A 16580-nucleotide genomic window follows, 5' to 3' on the forward strand; every position below is an offset into this window, starting at 1 on the left:
AAATACGAGCCTCCTTCCATGAAAATCAGGCTTATATTAACGCTAAAAGCCTTTCTTTCACTTCAATAGTCAGTGACTCATCCCTACAAATGATCATACAAGTATCATCCCCACAAATAGTACCAAGCATTTCTTCCCAACCTAAGTTATCGATAAGGGAACCGACAGCATGAGCATTTCCAGGCAAGGTTTTCAAAATGATAAAATGACTTGCGCTATCTACACTGACGAATGCGTCATTTAACATCCGTCCAAGTTTTTCTTCGGTATTGAACTTATTGACTGTTGGGATATTGTATTTGTACCGTCCATCTGGAAGAGGAACTTTAATAAGATGTAATTCCTTAATATCACGTGATACAGTCGCCTGTGTAACATCTACACCGGAACTTTTTAACTTATCGACAAGTTGGTCCTGGGTTTCCACTTCATAATTCGTGATAATCTCACGAATACGTAAATGCCGTTGTCCCTTATTCAATTCGATCACTCCATTGCTTATTTATCCCTATAAGTTACTGAAAGGCTTTATACGCCTCGTCGATCAATGATTCAAATTCAGGTTGAGCATAAGATGTAGCCGGTTCGCTTACTGATTTTAAATGAAAAAGGAATTCAATATTACCTTCTCCGCCAGTAACCGGCGAATATGAGATGCCTTGAAGTGAAAAACCATCCCGTAAGGAAGCGTCTGCAATTTTTTGCAGTACTTCCAAATGAACTGATTTTTCCCTGACAATGCCCTTTTTCCCTACCTTGTCCTTCCCCGCTTCAAATTGGGGTTTAACAAGGGCAACTACATCTCCGCCTTCGGTAAGAATTTGCTTTAATGGAGGTAGGATTAATGTCAGAGAGATGAAAGAAACATCAATCGTTGCAACTTCAGGAACGCCGTCTTTAAACTGTTCTGGAGTAGCATGCCTAAAGTTTGTTTTTTCCATAACTGTAACACGTTCATCACTTCTTATTTTCCAAGCAAGCTGATTGGTGCCTACATCTAATGCGTAACAATGCTTGGCTCCATTCTGTAGTGCGCAGTCGGTAAAACCGCCTGTGGATGATCCGATGTCCAATACGATTTTATCCTCTACAGTCATATCAAATACTTCCAATGCTTTTTCCAGTTTCAAACCGCCACGGCTCACATATTTCAAAACCGCCCCTTTTACAGTTAAAGGGGCGTCAATCTTAATCTTTTCTCCGGGTTTATCCAATCTTGTTTCAGCAGAAAATACGATTCCTGCCATTATCGAGCGTTTTGCCTGTTCCCTTGTTTCCACTAAACCTCTTTGAACAAGCAGAACATCTACGCGCTCCTTCTGTTGACCGTTTGTCATACAATTTCCCTCGCAACATTGGTCTTGGCAACTGCTTTTTCCATTGTTCTCACGACATTTTCGCAAGTCAAATCGATTTCTTCGAGCAATCTATCTACACTTCCATGTTCGATGTATTCGTCAGGTATGCCTAATCTGCTAATCGAAATATGTTCCATTGATACATCATGTGCATATTCAAGTACAGCGCTACCAAATCCGCCCGCCAATACAGCCTCTTCAACCGTGACTATTGGTTTCCCGTCCTTGAATATCTCATCAAGCATATCCGTATCAAGGGGCTTGATAAACCTTGCATTTACCACTTTTACATCTATGCCCTTTCGAGAAAGTGTTTCAGCCGCCTCGATAGCCATTGGAATTGTCGTTCCGAATGTCAAAATTGTCCCGTCAGTACCTTCACGAAGCACTTCCCATGTTCCGATTGGAATAGTTTTCAGCTTTTCGTCCATTACGACCCCAAGTCCATTGCCCCGCGGATAACGCATTGCTATCGGACCATCATCATAACTTAAAGCAGTCCTTACCATATGCTGACCTTCATTCTCATCTTTCGGCATCATAATGACAATGTTTGGCATATGTCGTAAAAATGCAATATCAAATACGCCTTGATGGGTTTCCCCGTCCGCTCCTACAAGTCCTGCACGATCAATTCCAATGAAAACATTTAGTTTTTGACGAGTTATATCATGTAAAACTTGGTCATACGCCCGTTGCAAGAAAGTCGAGTAGATTGCCAAAAACGGCTTCATTCCTTGAGTTGCAAGGCCCGCTGCCATTGTCGCGGCATGCTGTTCTGCGATACCAACATCGAAGAAGCGTTCCGGGAATTCAGCCGCGAACGATTCGAGTTTGGAACCAACAGGCATCGCTGGTGTGATTGCTGCCACACGCTTATCATCACGCGCAATCTTCCTGACTGTTTCTGAAACCAACCCACTCCAAGAAGGCGCGTTTGTCGCTGATTTTACAAAATCCCCTGTTTCAATTTTATATGGACCAGTTCCATGCCAAGTTCCAATCTTGTCGTTTTCCGCTGGTCTATATCCCTTACCTTTTTTAGTAATTACATGCAGGAGGACAGGGCCTTCCATTTTTTTAGCGTATTGGATATTTCGTTCCAAATCAGTAAAATCATGTCCGTCAATCGGACCAAGATACGTAAATCCAAGCTCCTCAAAAAACACTCCTGAAACGAGTAAATACTTCAAGCTATCCTTCACCCGTTCAGCAGCGGCTGCAACCTTCCCGCCAACAGCTGGAATCCTTTTTAGAATGTATTCCAATTCATCCTTGGCACTGTTATACTTTCCGGCGGTTCTCAGTTTTCCAAGTATAGCGTGAAGTGCACCTACGTTAGGAGCAATTGACATTTCATTGTCATTAAGAATTACGATCATATTCGTTTTAAGATGGCCAATATGATTTAATGCTTCTAAAGCCATACCGCCTGTCAACGCCCCATCTCCAATGACCGGTATGACATAGTTCGAGCCACCTACCATATCTCTTGCTGCTGCCATACCCATCGCTGCGGAAAGTGATGTTGAACTATGACCTGTTTCCCACACATCATGTGCACTTTCTGACATCTTCGGGAATCCGCATAATCCTTTATATTGGCGTAATGTATCAAATTGTCCCGCTCGGCCTGTTAAAATCTTATGCACGTATGCTTGATGACCAACGTCCCATATAATCTTGTCTTGTGGGCTATCAAACAGTTTATGCAATGCGATTGTCAATTCAACAACGCCCAAATTCGGTCCAATATGACCACCTGTTGTCGACAGGTTATGAATAAGGAATTTCCGGATTTCTTTTGCCAATTCCATCATTTGTTCTTTATCAAGTTTTTTTAAAAACGATGGATTCGCTATTTGAGTGAGGTCCACTACTATCACACACCTTCATAATTTGATTGCCACGTTTGCGTCAGTAATGTTTTCATTATATCAAGAAGGCTCTTTAATAGAAACTTTTTGGCGAAAATCTGCATAACAGGCTGTTTTTACTTTTAACGATTAAACATTTCTATGCACAATATAGTCAGCAAAATGTTTTAACATGGAGTTTTCCTTTTTTATAAAAGAAAGGCACTTTATTGCGTTTTGGTGATATTTTTCAAGTTGATGCTTAGCACCTTCAAGACCAAGGAGCGATGGATAAGTCGACTTTTCACTTGCCGCATCACTGTTTGCTGTTTTACCAAGTTGCTCGGTAGTTGAAGTGACGTCAAGAATATCATCTTGAATTTGGAAAGCCAGTCCTATATTTGTTGCATATTCCCGAAGTTGGACCAACTCCTCTTCATTTGCATCGGCAAGAATTGCACCGGCTTCAATACAGAATGATAATAATGCGCCCGTCTTATTTCGGTGCACTTCTTCAAGCTCATCAAGCGTCAAAGTTGAACTTTCGCCTTCCATATCAAGTATTTGGCCACCGACCATTCCATCAGCACCTGATGCATCGGCAAGAAGTGCAATTAGTTTAACAATCTTCTCAGGACTTGTATGTTGTAAAGACGCTAAAATCCCAAAAGCAACCGTTTGCAAAGCATCACCGGCAAGGACTGCAGTAGCTTCCCCATACACTTTGTGGTTCGTAGGTTTACCTCTTCTGAAATCATCATCATCCATGCATGGTAAGTCGTCATGGATGAGGGAATATGTATGAATAAGTTCTGCTGCACAAGCAACTTTCAAAGCATCTTCCGAAACAGTTTTTTCGAAATCAGTCAATACTGATAGGACAAGAAGTGGTCTTATTCGTTTTCCGCCCGCATTGACAGAGTATAGCATTGATTCTTTCAAATTTGTTGGGGAATTTTCAGATTGGATTAATCGATTCATCTCCGCATCAACAAGGGGTGTCTTTTCTGATATAAATTGCTGCAATTCATTATTCATCGGAATCTTGTCCTTTCGCCGGATTGAACGGGGTTGGTTTCCCTTCATTATCAATTATAGTAATTAGCTGTTCTTCTGCATCTTGCAATTTACCATGGCAATATGCAGATAGTTCCATTCCCCTTTTATAAAGTGTAATGGCGTCTTCCAAAGGGACATCCCCTGATTCCAACTTTTGAACGATGTCTTCCAATTTTGTCATCGCCTCTTCAAATCGGAGTGTTTCATTACTCATCTGACCCATCCTCCTTGTCATTGATTTTGATTGACTTGATGTCCGCTTCTACCGTCCCATCTTGCAGCCGGACTTGTACTGTTGAACCCTCTTCAAGGCTTTTTACGGAATTGATGACATTTCCTTCTTTATAAACAATCGAATAGCCGCGTTCCATCACGTCCAAAGGGTTTAGCGCCCTTAACATTCTAATGATGGAATTAAATTCATCATTGTTTTTACGCATATCGCTTTGAATCGAACGTGTCATTCTTTCTGTTAGGAAGTCAATATTTCTACCTTCCTCTTTTATTCGCTGCAACGGTGAATAAAATGAAAGCATTCCTTCCAAACGCTCATGCTTGAGCTTACGATTCTTAGTTATGTCATTTTTGCTTCTTAATAACCTATCGTCCAAGTTAGCCAATTTTTCAGTGAAAGGACGATAAAGTCTTTCAGGGAATTGTAAAGGATACGATTGCTGCGTTGTTGTCAATCTTTTTCTTTCTTGTTTAATTTGATGTGAAAACGACCTATAGATTGAGCGTTTACGATCCAATATCCTATCAAATAATTCTTCACGTGAAGGAACTGCAAGTTCAGCCGCTGCGGTTGGCGTAGGGGCCCTCATATCGGCAACAAAATCTGCAATTGTTGTATCCGTCTCATGACCAACTGCGCTAATGATCGGTATGCGACATGAAAAGATTGCCCTCGCTACTATTTCTTCATTAAAAGCCCATAAATCCTCTATCGAACCACCACCACGGCCGATTATTAGAACATCAATTGAACCATAAGACTCGGCTGAACTGATTGCTTCAACTATCGATGGCGCAGCTTGTGGACCTTGAACGACGGCAGGGAACAAACAGATTTCCGCCAAAGGATAACGGCGCGCTATGGTGGAGCAGATATCCCGAATCGCAGCTCCGGACTGTGCAGTAATGACACCGATTTTCCTTGGAAGTGAAGGTAATCTCTGTTTCCATCTTTCATCGAAAAGTCCTTCTTTTGCCAACTCTTTCTTCAGTTGTTCAAATGCAAGATAAAGAGCACCGACACCATCTGGTTGCATCGTTTGGACGTATAACTGATATTGGCCACTTGCTTCAAATACATTCACGTCTCCTGTTATAAGGACGTTCATCCCTTCTTCAGGTTTGAACTTTAGTGAATTTGCTGCAGAACGGAACATGGCAGATTGGATCCTGCTTTTATCATCCTTCAATGTAAAATAAATATGCCCACTTGGATGGATCTTAACATTGGATAATTCACCTTTCACAAAAACATTTCTAAGGTAAGGATCCGCCTCAAACTTCCGTTTTATGTATTTTGTTAATGTATAGACAGAGAGATAAGGATTTTCGGTCATCTTTTCACCTCCAAATTGCAGACGATATAAACGCTGTCTTTCATGCGAAAAACAGCGTCCAGACACCATTACTTATAAGTATTTTAACTGCTTTACATTCCTTCAAGCATGCAGATTGCTTTTCATCTTTTCACTTGCAAGCTCCGCGCTTTGGAGTGTATTTTTCAAAAGCATTGTAATTGTCATCGGACCTACTCCACCAGGTACAGGTGTAATAGCTGAAGCTACTTCTTTCGCTTTTTCAAAATCGACATCACCGCATAATTTACCATTCTCATCACGGTTCATACCGACGTCGATAACAACCGCACCATCTTTAATATGCTCGTCCGTTACGAACTTGGCACGACCGATGGCAACAATGAGAATATCCGCTTGTTTTGTATAGAACGAAAGATCCTTCGTTTTCGAATGGCAGTATGTGACCGTTGCATCTTTTTGAAGCAGCAATTGCCCCATCGGTTTGCCGACGATATTACTTCTACCGATAACGACAACATGTTTTCCTGCAATTTCAACACCAGTACGCTCAAGCATTTCCATTATTCCGTGTGGTGTACAAGGAAGGTACGCCACCTGGCCAATCATCATTTTACCTACATTTTGAGGATGGAAGCCATCTACATCCTTGCTAGGGTCTATCTTTTGAATGACTAAATCTTCATTGATATGTTCTGGTAAAGGCAATTGAACTAAAATCCCGTGTATGGAATCGTCTTGATTCAACTTTTCCACTTGTTCCAATAGCTCATTTTCAGAAACAGTCGCCGGTAATTTGATCACTTCGGATCTTATTCCGACCTCAATACTTGATTTCTCTTTATTACTTACGTATGTCTTTGAAGCGGGATTATCTCCAACGAGAATTACTGCGAGGCCCGGCGTTGTGTTAGATGATTTCAAGTTGCTGACACCTTGCTTAATTTCCTCCCTGAGTTCTTTTCCGATAGCTACACCATTGATCAATTGAGCAGTCATCTATTTCCCCTCCACATAAGTATGTTATTTTTCTTCAAATTTGGATAGGACGCCATTCACAAAACGGCCGGATTTCTCATCCCCAAATTGTTTACAAAGTTCAATCGCTTCATTCAGAACAACTCGATGTGGTACGTCTTCATTGTGAAGAAGTTCATAAACAGCCATTCTGAGGACTGTTCTTTCAATCTTCGGCAACCGATCAAGCGACCAATTTTCAAGTTTTTCTGCGAGTACCACATCTATTTCTTCACGGTATTGAGTAGTTCCTTTGACAAGGGATTCATAGAAAGGGTCAATCGGGCTTTCTGTGATATATGTTATTGCTTCCTCAATTGACATTTCTGTGTTATCTAACTGAAAAAGGGTTTGGACCGCTTTTTCACGAGCTTCTCTTCGTTTCATACATTTGTCTCCTTCGCCACTATATCTCTTGGGCACTATCATAGCATATTCGGTTGATGAAGATATAGCAGGACAAGTTGAAAAGCACCATCCGACGGACGATGCTTTTCTTCTTATTCGTTATCATCTGTTACATCAAAATCGATACCTGTTACATGGACATTTATTTCTTTCGTTTCAAGTGAGGTCATGTTGAGTACGGCGTGGCGGATCTGTTTTTGGATTTCGGTTGCTACTTCAGGTATTGGGTAGCCGTATTGGACGACGCAGTAGACGTCGACGATGAGTTTATCTTCTATCCAATCAATCTTGACACCTTTTCCATGAAACACTTTTCCGAACTTTTCTGCAACTCCTGTTGCGAAGTTGCCTTTTGTTGTTGCGACACCTTCTACTTCGTTTGTAGCGATGCCGATGATTACTTCGAGGACTTCAGGAGCTAACTGGACGCGTCCTAATACCGCGTCTCCATTTGAACTTTTTCCTGCAAATGAAGGATTTGTTTTATCAGCCATTCCACTTCTCCTCCTAATCTGTAAATCGGATTTCCGTTTCAGGCGGACGCGTTCCGGGGGGCGGGCGGTGAGCCTCCTCGGTCGCTACGCGACACTGCGGGGTCTCACCTGTCCCGCTAATCCCCCAGGAGTCGCCGCCTTCCACTTCAATCCTAAGATAAACCTTGAAATATAAAAATAATTACAAATCAATCCATTACGGAGTATTTCTCAAGGAATTTTGTGTCGAAGTCGCCGGATTTGAACACTTCGTTGTTCATTAGGTTGTAATGGAACGGGACGGTTGTTTCCACGCCTTCGATAATGAATTCGTCGAGTGCACGTTTCATCCTTGCTACCGCTTCTTCGCGTGTATCTGCATGGACGATGAGTTTTGCTACCATTGAATCATAGAATGGTGGGATTGAGTAGCCGTTATAAACAGCAGAGTCTACCCTTACCCCATATCCACCTGGAGGCATATACATTGTAACTTTACCAGGGGACGGCATGAAGTTTTTCGATGGGTTTTCAGCATTTATACGGCACTCAATCGACCATCCGTTGATTTTAATGTCTTTTTGACGGAATTCTAGTTTTTCACCTGCAGCAACTTTTAATTGTTGTTGGATTAAATCTATTCCAGTAATCATCTCAGTGACAGGATGTTCTACCTGGATACGTGTGTTCATTTCCATGAAGTAGAACTTTTGATTAATATGATCGAATATGAATTCAACTGTTCCTGCTCCACGGTAATTAACGGCTTTTGCAGCCTTTACAGCTGCGTCACCCATTTGCTCCCTGATTTTAGGAGTTAAGGCAGGTGACGGAGCTTCCTCTACAAGCTTCTGCATCCTTCTTTGGATTGAACAGTCACGTTCTCCCAGGTGGATCGTATTGCCGTACTTGTCTGCAAGAACTTGAACTTCAACGTGGCGGAAAATTTCTATATATTTTTCAAGGTATACTCCTGGATTACCGAATGCGGCGGCTGCTTCTTTTTGGGTGATTTTGATGCCTTTTACCAGCTCATCTTCATCCCTTGCAACACGGATCCCTTTTCCACCGCCACCTGCTGTTGCTTTTATGATGACTGGGAAGCCGATTTCCTTAGCTACTTTAAGTCCTTCGATTTCATCTTCAACAAGGCCATCGGACCCTGGTACAATTGGGACTCCGGCCTGCTTCATCGTTTCTCTTGCGACATCCTTCGTTCCCATTTTTGAGATTGCATCCGCTGTTGGGCCGATGAATTCAATATTCACTTCTTCGCAAAGTTCAGCGAAGCTTGCATTTTCAGCAAGGAAACCATATCCCGGGTGAATTCCATCACAGCCAGTCAATTTGGCCACGCTAATGATGTTGGAAAAGTTCAAGTAGCTGTCTTTAGAAAGTTTAGGGCCGATGCAATATGCCTCGTCTGCAAGCTCAACGTGCAGAGCTTCACGGTCGGCTTCCGAATAGACTGCCACAGTTTTAATGTCCATCTCTTTGCATGCGCGGATAATTCTTACCGCAATTTCCCCGCGGTTAGCGATTAATACTTTTTTCATTTCTATAACTCCCCTCAGTTTTGTTTGACAAGGAAGAGAGGTTGTCCGTATTCAACCAATTGACCGTCTTCCACAAGAATCTCCACGATTTCTCCGGAAACTTCAGCTTCGATTTCATTGAAGAGTTTCATCGCTTCTACGATACAAACGATTTTCTCTGGGCTAATCGTATCCCCTTTTTTAACATAAGGAGGTGCTTCCGGTGATGAAGACTGGTAGAATGTGCCGACCATCGGAGATGTGATTTTGTGCAAAGATGAATCATCTGCTTGAGCAGGTGTGTTCGATGTAGTCTCGTTGTTTGCAGTTTCAGCCTTATCTTGTCTCGGCTCCTCTTGTTTAACTTCTTGTACTACCGGTGCTGTTTGTTGTTGTTGTACAGATGCCACATTTTTTTGCTCCGTTTGAACATGTGCATTTGAATTACCTTTTTCTAATTTTATCTTAGTGCCTTCTGATTCAAATGTAAATTTCTCAATTGAGGATTGATCGATTAATTTAATGATTTCTCGGATTTCTTGAATTTTCAACATTGACAATTCTCCTGACTCTAATTTTTTCATTACTACTCCTATTTTAGACGTTTTTCGAACATATTGAAATAGATATAGTCGATTTGCTTCGAAAAAGAGTCAGGATAATAAGAAAAAGACCCTTTCAGGGCCTAGTCTAAGAATTATTCCATAAAGTCGACCTGGACAGTACGTGCATTTTCCCAGCTCGTCATTACGTATTGTGTAATTTCTGCTGCCATCTTCGCTGAATGTCCATCTTCTGCAATGACTGTAACATTTACTTTACCGTTATCCATCCGAACAAATGCATCAGGATAACCAAGGTTTCTTATTTGAATTTCCATCATTTCTTCTGCAGATGTTTGTTTGATGAGTTCATTTATTTCTTCATAAGCAGCTATTTTTTCTTCTGCTGACAAATCAGAGGATAACATTTGGTTAGTCAATTGCTCTTTCAGGCTGCTTCTTTCGTGCATCACTGCCATTCTCATTTCCTCAAAGCGCATTGAGTCCGCATACACAGGCTTAATTACTTCATCCGGCTTTGAATTAGTTACTACATCATTATCTCCGAAAATCGCCATTGCATCTAAGTCCATCGGTGCTTCCTTCTTTAAATAATAGATTGAGATTACCGCTACGAGACTTAGTAGAGTTAGAAACCAGACAGTTCGTTTATTCGCTTTCAACATGTATCCCCCTTTTATTCATTTCCTCGACGACAATCCGATGTTCTGGCAATTGGAGAACCGCCGACAAGATTTGTTTGATTTTGTTTTTCGTCATGGGATTGTCCGCACCTTCCGCAACGACGAGGATCCCTTGCAACGGGTTCTGTTTTTTAGACTTGGTGCCGGATACTGAAAAGTAATCTGTTAATGGGCTTGACTCATCTTTCGGTTCAGAGTGTGTGTAGATGAACACTTCCCCAATTCCTTCAATTTTCATCAACGCTTGTTCAAGTGCAGTAACCTCTCGACTCTCCTCCCCTTTCTTTTTCTCCCCTCCCATCGAACCAATTGTAGAATTGATGAAAATTATGAGGATCGCGAGTAGCGTTCCGATGAAGAGCATATGAAGTTTTCGTTTTGGTTTTTGCATATAATCACCATTTCATTCTTCGAGCCGGATATGGTTCGTGTCATCTATGTTGCATGATATGCTTGTTCAGAAGAGGCTATGACCAAAAATTGTAGTGATGGAATGAATGATCCAAATTCCTACAGCCATCTTCATCAAAGGTAGAAATTCGTCTTCAAGGTCCCCTGGCAAGACAAGTGACAAGATAGAACATAAAATGCAGATTAATAGTAATCCGCTTAAAAATGTTAGCAAGCCACTCCTCATTTCACTACAGTTATTAATTTGACAAGGATGACCGTAAATAACGCGGTATAGATGAAAGCGAATGCGACCAGGAAAGAGACCGCGCAAAGGACGAATAAAGTCCTCCCGATATCATCTAAAATTCCGGTGATGTCCTCATCCGCAAACGGTTCTATAAGTGCCGCCGTCCACCTATAGAGGAAGGCTGTAAGCAATGTCTTCAAAGTTGGCAGCAAGGCGACGGACCAGATTGTAATGATCAACCAAGCTCCGATAAACACACTTGCCCCCGACGAATATCGTCCAATCGCCCCAAGGCTATCCGTCATGAACGAACCAATGACTGGAATGTTTTGGCGGATCAGCTCCTTTATTGGTTGACTCGTAACACCTGTCAATGCCCATGAAATTGTCCCTCCTGCTGTGATAAATATTGAATATGCAGCAACCAACGCGGATACAACGCTGATAAGGGATGTCCGTAGCAAGTCCGCCATCTTCGTAAAAGGGATGGACGGGTTTATCCTTGAAAGGATGTCAAACAACATCGTTGCTGACAGTAAAGGAATCAGTATTTTATCCGCCAATATGACTGCGCCATTCGCGAATAACAGCATAGCTGGCTGGAAATTCAACATACTGAATGAACCTCCAGAAGCAATGATGCTTGCCGTCAATAATGGGTAGATTGAGATAAACATGGATGCAATTGTCTGTGTGATGTTTCGAATCATCTGAAAGTGCTCAAATGCGGGTTGTAGAACAACCGTAAGGACGATGAAAAAAAGGAATATTCTCGTCCATTTTCTGAACGATGGAAAAAGGAAATCCAATACCAATACCATAAATGAGGAAACAATTACGACGATAAAACTGGATAGTACAGTTCCGATTACGGATTCAAGCATAGCTATCATGGATTCTTCATCCGATCATTTAATAATAAATTTGGATAGTGATTCTATTAATGCTGATAATTGTGGTAGCCATAGAGATAAAATTACGATTTTAATAGCGAAATGAGCTACTTTTGCGATTGAATCGTACCCTGCATCTGATACATGTTTAACAATTATTTCCGAGAAATAGAATAATAGGACGCTTCCAATCAGTAACTTCGCATATGGACCTGGCATTGGGTCGAATAATTCCAAAAATGTTTTTCCGAAGGGTACTATGACAGTCACTCCGATGTACGACAGGAAGATGAAAAATATTGCTGCATAGATGATAGGTTGTAAGCTTTTGGTGACAAATGACACGGTTAGTAGAAGGAGATAAATGACAATCAGTTGAAAGAGTGTAACCATATTTAGAATGCCAATGATAGCCATTGAAAGAATTCAGCGATTTCCAAGAAGAAGATTCTTAGGAAGCGGATCATTTCAGCGGCGATGTAAATATAGGCTACGAAGAAAAGAAAGAATGAGAACTCCTTCTTACCGGTCTGTTCGAAGAAAACGTGTAAAAAACCAATGACTAATCCAATGCCGGCTATTCTCAGTAAATCAGTTAATTCCAATTCGGGTTCCCCCTTCATGTAACAACTTATGAAAGGGCGTGATGAAATATGATACGCATAAACGCAAAAACACTCCGCTTCCTAAATAGGAAACGAAGTGTTTTTTCGATTTATTATGCTCTTGATACGTATTCGCCTTCTTCAGTGTTGATGATCAGTTTGTCACCAGCGTTTACGAAGAATGGTACTTGGACGATTAGGCCTGTTTCGAGTGTTGCAGGTTTTGAGCCGCCGCTTGCTGTGTCACCTTTGATGCCTGGTTCAGTTTCGGTTACTTCAAGAGTTACCGTTGCTGGAAGCTCAACACCAAGAATTTCGCTTTTATAGGAAATGATATGAACTTCCATGTTTTCTCTTAAGTAATTCAACTCTTCTTCGATTTGTGCAGATGGCAATTCGATTTGCTCGTATGATTCATTATCCATGAAAACATGGTCGTCACCGTTCGCATATAGGTATTGCATGCGACGGTTGTCGATTTGAGCCTTTTCCACTTTTTCACCTGCACGGAATGTTTTTTCGTTCACGTTACCGGAACGCAGGTTACGTAGTTTGGAGCGGACAAACGCTGCACCTTTTCCTGGCTTAACGTGTTGGAAATCAATGACGCGATAAATATCCCCGTCCACTTCGATGGTAAGACCTGTTTTAAATTCGTTTACTGAAATCATTCTGTTTCCTCCATTATGTTCGTTATAGGATGATTAATTCTTTTGGTGAATGTGTCAAACGGACATTTCCTTCTTCGGTGATAATGATATCATCCTCAATACGTACACCGCCAATACCTGGTAGGTAAATCCCTGGCTCAACAGTAACTGTCATATTCGGAACAAGTACTGTTTCCGAGCGGAATGATAATCCTGGCCCTTCGTGGACTTCAAGACCAATTCCGTGTCCAGTCGAGTGTCCGAAAGCGTCACCGTATCCTTTAGACTTAATGTAGTCTCTTGCTACCGCATCGGCTTCTATACCAGTCATACCCGGTTTGATCTGTTCTAAAGCCAATTGTTGTGCAACACGTGTCACTTCGTAGATTTCTTTCATTTTTTCGGACGGTTCACCAACTGCAACTGTTCGAGTAATGTCCGAAATATAGCCATTGTAAACAGCCCCGAAGTCTAAAGTGACCATGTCGCCGGACTCAATGACCTTGTCGGTTGCAACTCCGTGTGGCAATGCTCCCCGCTCACCTGAAGCAACAATCGTATCGAAAGAAGATGATGTAGCGCCTTGTTTTCTCATGAACATTTCAAGTTCGTTAGATACTTCAAGCTCTGTCACGCCTGATTTGATGAATGTGCAAATATGTGCAAATGCATCATCTGCAATTTTCGCTGCTTGTTTCAGAATTTCAAGCTCTTCAGCAGTTTTCACCATACGAAGCTCTTCGATGAGACCTGATACCGGTTTTAATTCCGCATCTACTTTGTCATTGTACGTTTCATACATGCCAAATGTAAGATTATCTTTTTCAAATCCAAGTGTGTTAACATTCATTTCTTTAACTTGCACAGCGACTTCTTCAATGAGTGTCTTTTCGTGTTTCACGATACGGAATCCTTGCACTTGCTTAGCCGCTTGTTCTGTATACCGAAAATCTGTGATGAACACAGCATCTTCAGCAGAAATGAGCGCCACCCCAGCACTGCCCGTAAATCCAGTAATATAACGCCGGTTATAAGGATTTGTTACCAATAATGCATCAATTCCATTGTTCTTCAGTGATTCACGTAATTTTGACAGTTTCATAGCTTTACCCCTTTTCTACGGAGAAGGAAAGCTTGGAGTGCAAGCTCATAACCGCTTGTGCCGAAACCGGATAACTGTCCGATGCACACTGGAGCGATTAAAGATGTATGTCTGAATGACTCCCGACTATGTATGTTTGAAATATGGATTTCGATAACCGGAATATCCACGGAGGCAATCGCGTCCCTTATTGCAATGCTTGTATGTGTATAAGCACCTGGATTGAAAATGATTCCGTCGAAACCAAGGTCATACACCTCGTGGATTTTATCAATTAACGCCCCTTCGCTGTTTGATTGATAAAAGAAAAGTTCTACGAGGCTCTCTGAAGCAATAGTTTGCAGTTTTTGTTCGACATCCAAGAGTGTCTCCGCTCCATAAATATCCGGTTCCCTTTTTCCAAGCCTATTTAAGTTCGGTCCATTCAGAACTAGCAGTTTCACCGCCGCACCATTCCTCTCACCATTATCTTTCCCATTTTATCATATCGCTACATTGTCGCAACCTATTTTTAGTTGTTATTTGAAGATTTTACCTCGTAAACAGCTGTACCTGTCACGAATATGCTGACAACCGCAATAATTGAAAAGAATGGAATTGAGATTGACTTGACGCCTGCCGATAAAGAGGTTGGTGAAAAGATTACCCATTCGATGGCAATTGCACAAATCACGCTTATTACAAATGCAGTTACGGCTGGGTGAATGCCTACTGTTAGTTTTGAGACTCCATAAAAAATAGCGAAAATGATTATTAGAATAACGAATAAAAATGTGTACTTAGGTGCTTCATTCTTAGTTCCGAATAGCAGAACTTTATCCGTCCACCCGACAGGCGACCATTTTATGAAATTGAAAAAATGCAAGAATTTTAAAGAAAATAATGTAAATAAAGCTGCAAAGAATGTAGTCCAAGCCATTGTTTTGCTCATAAGTTGTAATTCCTCCTTAAAAGAAGTGTCGGGAAAGTTTAGTTTTTTTAAACCTAAAAGGTGGAGTAATCATGCGATTTTTTGTACAATAATGAAATAAGATAGTCATTATCTCATTAAAGGATAAGGCTTTCCAATTAGGCTAAATCTTAATCTCGGTAATTATGTACATGTGTTTTTCAATCGAAAAAAGAAGGTGTTGGGATAATTATGACTAAAAAGCAACAGCCGCCAACATACGGTGGCCAAGCACTTATAGAAGGTGTCATGTTCGGTAGCAAGAACCATACAGTAACAGCAATTCGACGTAAAGATGATTCACTGGATTATTTTTACGTTCCAAAAGAACCGAAGCCCCTCCCTACGAAGCTTAAAAAAATTCCTTTTATAAGAGGAATTGTAGCGTTGGTCGAATCCGCGGGCATTGGATCCAGACATTTAACGTTCGCAAACGAACGTTATGATGTGATGCCTGGTGAAGAGGTTGTGGAGGAACAGGAGTCTTCAAAGTTAGCAATGGTATTAGGCGTAGCGGCAGTTGGTGTTCTATCATTCTTGTTCGGCAAGTTCGCCTTTACTTTAGTTCCTGTATTTTTGGCGCAAATGTTGGATTTTATAGCACCCGGTAAAACAGCACAAATCCTCTTGGAGAGCTTTTTCAAGCTTGCGCTGCTTTTGATCTACATTTCACTAATATCCATGACCCCTCTCATTAAACGGGTCTTCCAATATCACGGGGCCGAGCATAAGGTCATTAATGCGTATGAAAATGGATTATCGTTAACTGTGGAAAACGTACAGGCACAGTCGCGCTTGCATTACCGTTGTGGCAGCAGCTTTTTGTTATTCACCGTCATAGTAGGTATGTTCATCTATTTCCTTGTTCCAACAGATCCGTTCTGGCTGCGTATAGTGAATCGTATTTTATTAATTCCTGTCGTGCTTGGGGTTTCATTTGAAGTCTTGCAATTTACGAACAGCCTTCGTAACATTCCCGTATTGAAATACTTAGGCTATCCGGGATTATGGCTTCAGTTGTTGACGACAAAAGAACCTGAGGATAATCAAGTCGAGGTGGCAATCGCTTCGTTTAATAAGCTGCTTGAAATTGAAGAGCAAGGAATTGAAAATGTCGAGATTTTAAAGTCCACTAATGCTAAAGTGGAAGATTCTACAGTTCCTGTTAATTAATAAAAGGAAGTGTCCCGATTGTGGGCACTTCCTTTTTAATTTAGTACGTTGTTACTTCGTTTGCTT

At 41.4% G+C, this 16580-nt stretch carries 21 protein-coding genes; 1 reads left to right on the plus strand and 20 read right to left on the minus strand.

The genetic code is table 11. The annotated features are described in order from the left end of the window. Positions 1-31: 31 nt before the first annotated feature. From argR to NSQ43_RS12055, 20 genes are all read right to left on the minus strand, one after another. Entirely contained in the window at positions 32-481 is a 450-nt protein-coding gene (gene argR, locus NSQ43_RS11960) for a transcriptional regulator ArgR (RefSeq protein WP_339250484.1), read from the minus strand. A gap of 34 nt (positions 482-515) precedes the next feature. Then, a complete protein-coding gene (locus NSQ43_RS11965; RefSeq protein WP_339250486.1) occupies positions 516-1337 on the minus strand; it encodes a TlyA family RNA methyltransferase in 822 nt (273 codons plus the stop codon). Further along, the gene (dxs, locus tag NSQ43_RS11970) at positions 1334-3235 is read right to left on the minus strand and encodes a 1-deoxy-D-xylulose-5-phosphate synthase (RefSeq protein WP_339250488.1); all 1902 of its coding nucleotides are present in this window, start codon (positions 3233-3235) and stop codon (positions 1334-1336) included. The genes NSQ43_RS11965 and dxs overlap by 4 nt, the downstream gene beginning before the upstream one ends. A gap of 129 nt (positions 3236-3364) precedes the next feature. Further along, positions 3365-4252: a polyprenyl synthetase family protein gene (locus tag NSQ43_RS11975; protein WP_339250489.1), complete on the minus strand. Its 888-nt coding sequence runs from the start codon at positions 4250-4252 to the stop codon at positions 3365-3367. Further along, the gene (gene xseB, locus NSQ43_RS11980; protein WP_339250490.1) at positions 4245-4487 is read right to left on the minus strand and encodes an exodeoxyribonuclease VII small subunit; all 243 of its coding nucleotides are present in this window, start codon (positions 4485-4487) and stop codon (positions 4245-4247) included. Before xseB ends, NSQ43_RS11975 begins: the two co-directional genes overlap by 8 nt. Beyond that, a complete protein-coding gene (gene xseA, locus NSQ43_RS11985; protein WP_339250491.1) occupies positions 4480-5844 on the minus strand; it encodes an exodeoxyribonuclease VII large subunit in 1365 nt (454 codons plus the stop codon). The genes xseB and xseA overlap by 8 nt, the downstream gene beginning before the upstream one ends. 102 nt (positions 5845-5946) lie before the next feature. Further along, the gene (folD, locus tag NSQ43_RS11990) at positions 5947-6822 is read right to left on the minus strand and encodes a bifunctional methylenetetrahydrofolate dehydrogenase/methenyltetrahydrofolate cyclohydrolase FolD (protein WP_339250493.1); all 876 of its coding nucleotides are present in this window, start codon (positions 6820-6822) and stop codon (positions 5947-5949) included. A gap of 24 nt (positions 6823-6846) precedes the next feature. Beyond that, positions 6847-7227 carry a transcription antitermination factor NusB gene (nusB, locus tag NSQ43_RS11995; protein WP_339250494.1) on the minus strand — a complete coding sequence of 127 codons (381 nt, stop codon included), beginning with the start codon at positions 7225-7227 and terminating at the stop codon, positions 6847-6849. 113 nt (positions 7228-7340) lie between these two features. Beyond that, complete coding sequence (locus NSQ43_RS12000) at positions 7341-7742, minus strand: Asp23/Gls24 family envelope stress response protein (protein WP_339250496.1); 402 nt, start codon at positions 7740-7742, stop codon at positions 7341-7343. A 188-nt stretch (positions 7743-7930) separates the two neighbouring features. Next, positions 7931-9277, minus strand: a complete 1347-nt coding sequence (accC, locus tag NSQ43_RS12005) for an acetyl-CoA carboxylase biotin carboxylase subunit (RefSeq protein WP_339250498.1) — start codon at positions 9275-9277, stop codon at positions 7931-7933. Between the two features lie 14 nt (positions 9278-9291). Further along, on the minus strand, positions 9292-9810 hold the full coding sequence (gene accB, locus NSQ43_RS12010) for an acetyl-CoA carboxylase biotin carboxyl carrier protein (protein ID WP_339250500.1): 519 nt from the start codon (positions 9808-9810) through the stop codon (positions 9292-9294). 143 nt (positions 9811-9953) lie between these two features. Continuing rightward, a complete protein-coding gene (locus NSQ43_RS12015; protein ID WP_339250502.1) occupies positions 9954-10481 on the minus strand; it encodes a SpoIIIAH-like family protein in 528 nt (175 codons plus the stop codon). Then, complete coding sequence (locus NSQ43_RS12020) at positions 10468-10893, minus strand: hypothetical protein (RefSeq protein WP_339250503.1); 426 nt, start codon at positions 10891-10893, stop codon at positions 10468-10470. Before NSQ43_RS12020 ends, NSQ43_RS12015 begins: the two co-directional genes overlap by 14 nt. A gap of 242 nt (positions 10894-11135) precedes the next feature. After that, the gene (locus NSQ43_RS12025; RefSeq protein WP_339250504.1) at positions 11136-12035 is read right to left on the minus strand and encodes a stage III sporulation protein AE; all 900 of its coding nucleotides are present in this window, start codon (positions 12033-12035) and stop codon (positions 11136-11138) included. Positions 12036-12050: 15 nt separating this feature from the next. Continuing rightward, positions 12051-12428 (minus strand): SpoIIIAC/SpoIIIAD family protein, encoded by a 378-nt coding sequence (locus tag NSQ43_RS12030; RefSeq protein WP_339250506.1) that lies wholly within the window; start codon positions 12426-12428, stop codon positions 12051-12053. A gap of 2 nt (positions 12429-12430) precedes the next feature. Further along, the gene (locus NSQ43_RS12035; protein ID WP_339250507.1) at positions 12431-12640 is read right to left on the minus strand and encodes a SpoIIIAC/SpoIIIAD family protein; all 210 of its coding nucleotides are present in this window, start codon (positions 12638-12640) and stop codon (positions 12431-12433) included. A 113-nt stretch (positions 12641-12753) separates the two neighbouring features. Further along, the gene (efp, locus tag NSQ43_RS12040; RefSeq protein ID WP_339250508.1) at positions 12754-13311 is read right to left on the minus strand and encodes an elongation factor P; all 558 of its coding nucleotides are present in this window, start codon (positions 13309-13311) and stop codon (positions 12754-12756) included. A 22-nt stretch (positions 13312-13333) separates the two neighbouring features. Next, positions 13334-14392, minus strand: coding sequence for a Xaa-Pro peptidase family protein (locus tag NSQ43_RS12045; protein ID WP_339250509.1), 1059 nt, complete (start codon positions 14390-14392; stop codon positions 13334-13336). After that, positions 14389-14835 (minus strand): type II 3-dehydroquinate dehydratase, encoded by a 447-nt coding sequence (gene aroQ / locus NSQ43_RS12050; RefSeq protein WP_339250511.1) that lies wholly within the window; start codon positions 14833-14835, stop codon positions 14389-14391. Before aroQ ends, NSQ43_RS12045 begins: the two co-directional genes overlap by 4 nt. Before the next feature lie 68 nt (positions 14836-14903). Beyond that, entirely contained in the window at positions 14904-15323 is a 420-nt protein-coding gene (locus NSQ43_RS12055) for a hypothetical protein (RefSeq protein ID WP_339250512.1), read from the minus strand. Between the two features lie 210 nt (positions 15324-15533). On the opposite strand from NSQ43_RS12055, the gene NSQ43_RS12060 reads away from it, so the two are divergent. Then, on the plus strand, positions 15534-16514 hold the full coding sequence (locus tag NSQ43_RS12060; protein ID WP_339250513.1) for a DUF1385 domain-containing protein: 981 nt from the start codon (positions 15534-15536) through the stop codon (positions 16512-16514). Positions 16515-16580: the final 66 nt, after the last annotated feature.

Origin of the sequence: Sporosarcina sp. FSL W8-0480, assembly GCF_037963765.1 — a bacterium.
Taxonomy (GTDB): domain Bacteria; phylum Bacillota; class Bacilli; order Bacillales_A; family Planococcaceae; genus Sporosarcina.

What these genes read in the sequence shown, in the direction of transcription:
- NSQ43_RS11965 (WP_339250486.1), bottom strand. Translation starts at nt 1,337, where the DNA reads ATGACAAACGGTCAACAGAAGGAGCGCGTAGATGTTCTGCTTGTTCAA.
- NSQ43_RS11975 (WP_339250489.1), bottom strand. Translation starts at nt 4,252, where the DNA reads ATGAATAATGAATTGCAGCAATTTATATCAGAAAAGACACCCCTTGTT.
- xseB (WP_339250490.1), bottom strand. Translation starts at nt 4,487, where the DNA reads ATGAGTAATGAAACACTCCGATTTGAAGAGGCGATGACAAAATTGGAA.
- xseA (WP_339250491.1), bottom strand. Translation starts at nt 5,844, where the DNA reads ATGACCGAAAATCCTTATCTCTCTGTCTATACATTAACAAAATACATA.
- folD (WP_339250493.1), bottom strand. Translation starts at nt 6,822, where the DNA reads ATGACTGCTCAATTGATCAATGGTGTAGCTATCGGAAAAGAACTCAGG.
- nusB (WP_339250494.1), bottom strand. Translation starts at nt 7,227, where the DNA reads ATGAAACGAAGAGAAGCTCGTGAAAAAGCGGTCCAAACCCTTTTTCAG.
- NSQ43_RS12000 (WP_339250496.1), bottom strand. Translation starts at nt 7,742, where the DNA reads ATGGCTGATAAAACAAATCCTTCATTTGCAGGAAAAAGTTCAAATGGA.
- accC (WP_339250498.1), bottom strand. Translation starts at nt 9,277, where the DNA reads ATGAAAAAAGTATTAATCGCTAACCGCGGGGAAATTGCGGTAAGAATT.
- accB (WP_339250500.1), bottom strand. Translation starts at nt 9,810, where the DNA reads ATGTTGAAAATTCAAGAAATCCGAGAAATCATTAAATTAATCGATCAA.
- NSQ43_RS12020 (WP_339250503.1), bottom strand. Translation starts at nt 10,893, where the DNA reads ATGCAAAAACCAAAACGAAAACTTCATATGCTCTTCATCGGAACGCTA.
- NSQ43_RS12025 (WP_339250504.1), bottom strand. Translation starts at nt 12,035, where the DNA reads ATGATAGCTATGCTTGAATCCGTAATCGGAACTGTACTATCCAGTTTT.
- NSQ43_RS12030 (WP_339250506.1), bottom strand. Translation starts at nt 12,428, where the DNA reads ATGGTTACACTCTTTCAACTGATTGTCATTTATCTCCTTCTACTAACC.
- efp (WP_339250508.1), bottom strand. Translation starts at nt 13,311, where the DNA reads ATGATTTCAGTAAACGAATTTAAAACAGGTCTTACCATCGAAGTGGAC.
- NSQ43_RS12045 (WP_339250509.1), bottom strand. Translation starts at nt 14,392, where the DNA reads ATGAAACTGTCAAAATTACGTGAATCACTGAAGAACAATGGAATTGAT.
- NSQ43_RS12055 (WP_339250512.1), bottom strand. Translation starts at nt 15,323, where the DNA reads ATGAGCAAAACAATGGCTTGGACTACATTCTTTGCAGCTTTATTTACA.
- NSQ43_RS12060 (WP_339250513.1), top strand. Translation starts at nt 15,534, where the DNA reads ATGACTAAAAAGCAACAGCCGCCAACATACGGTGGCCAAGCACTTATA.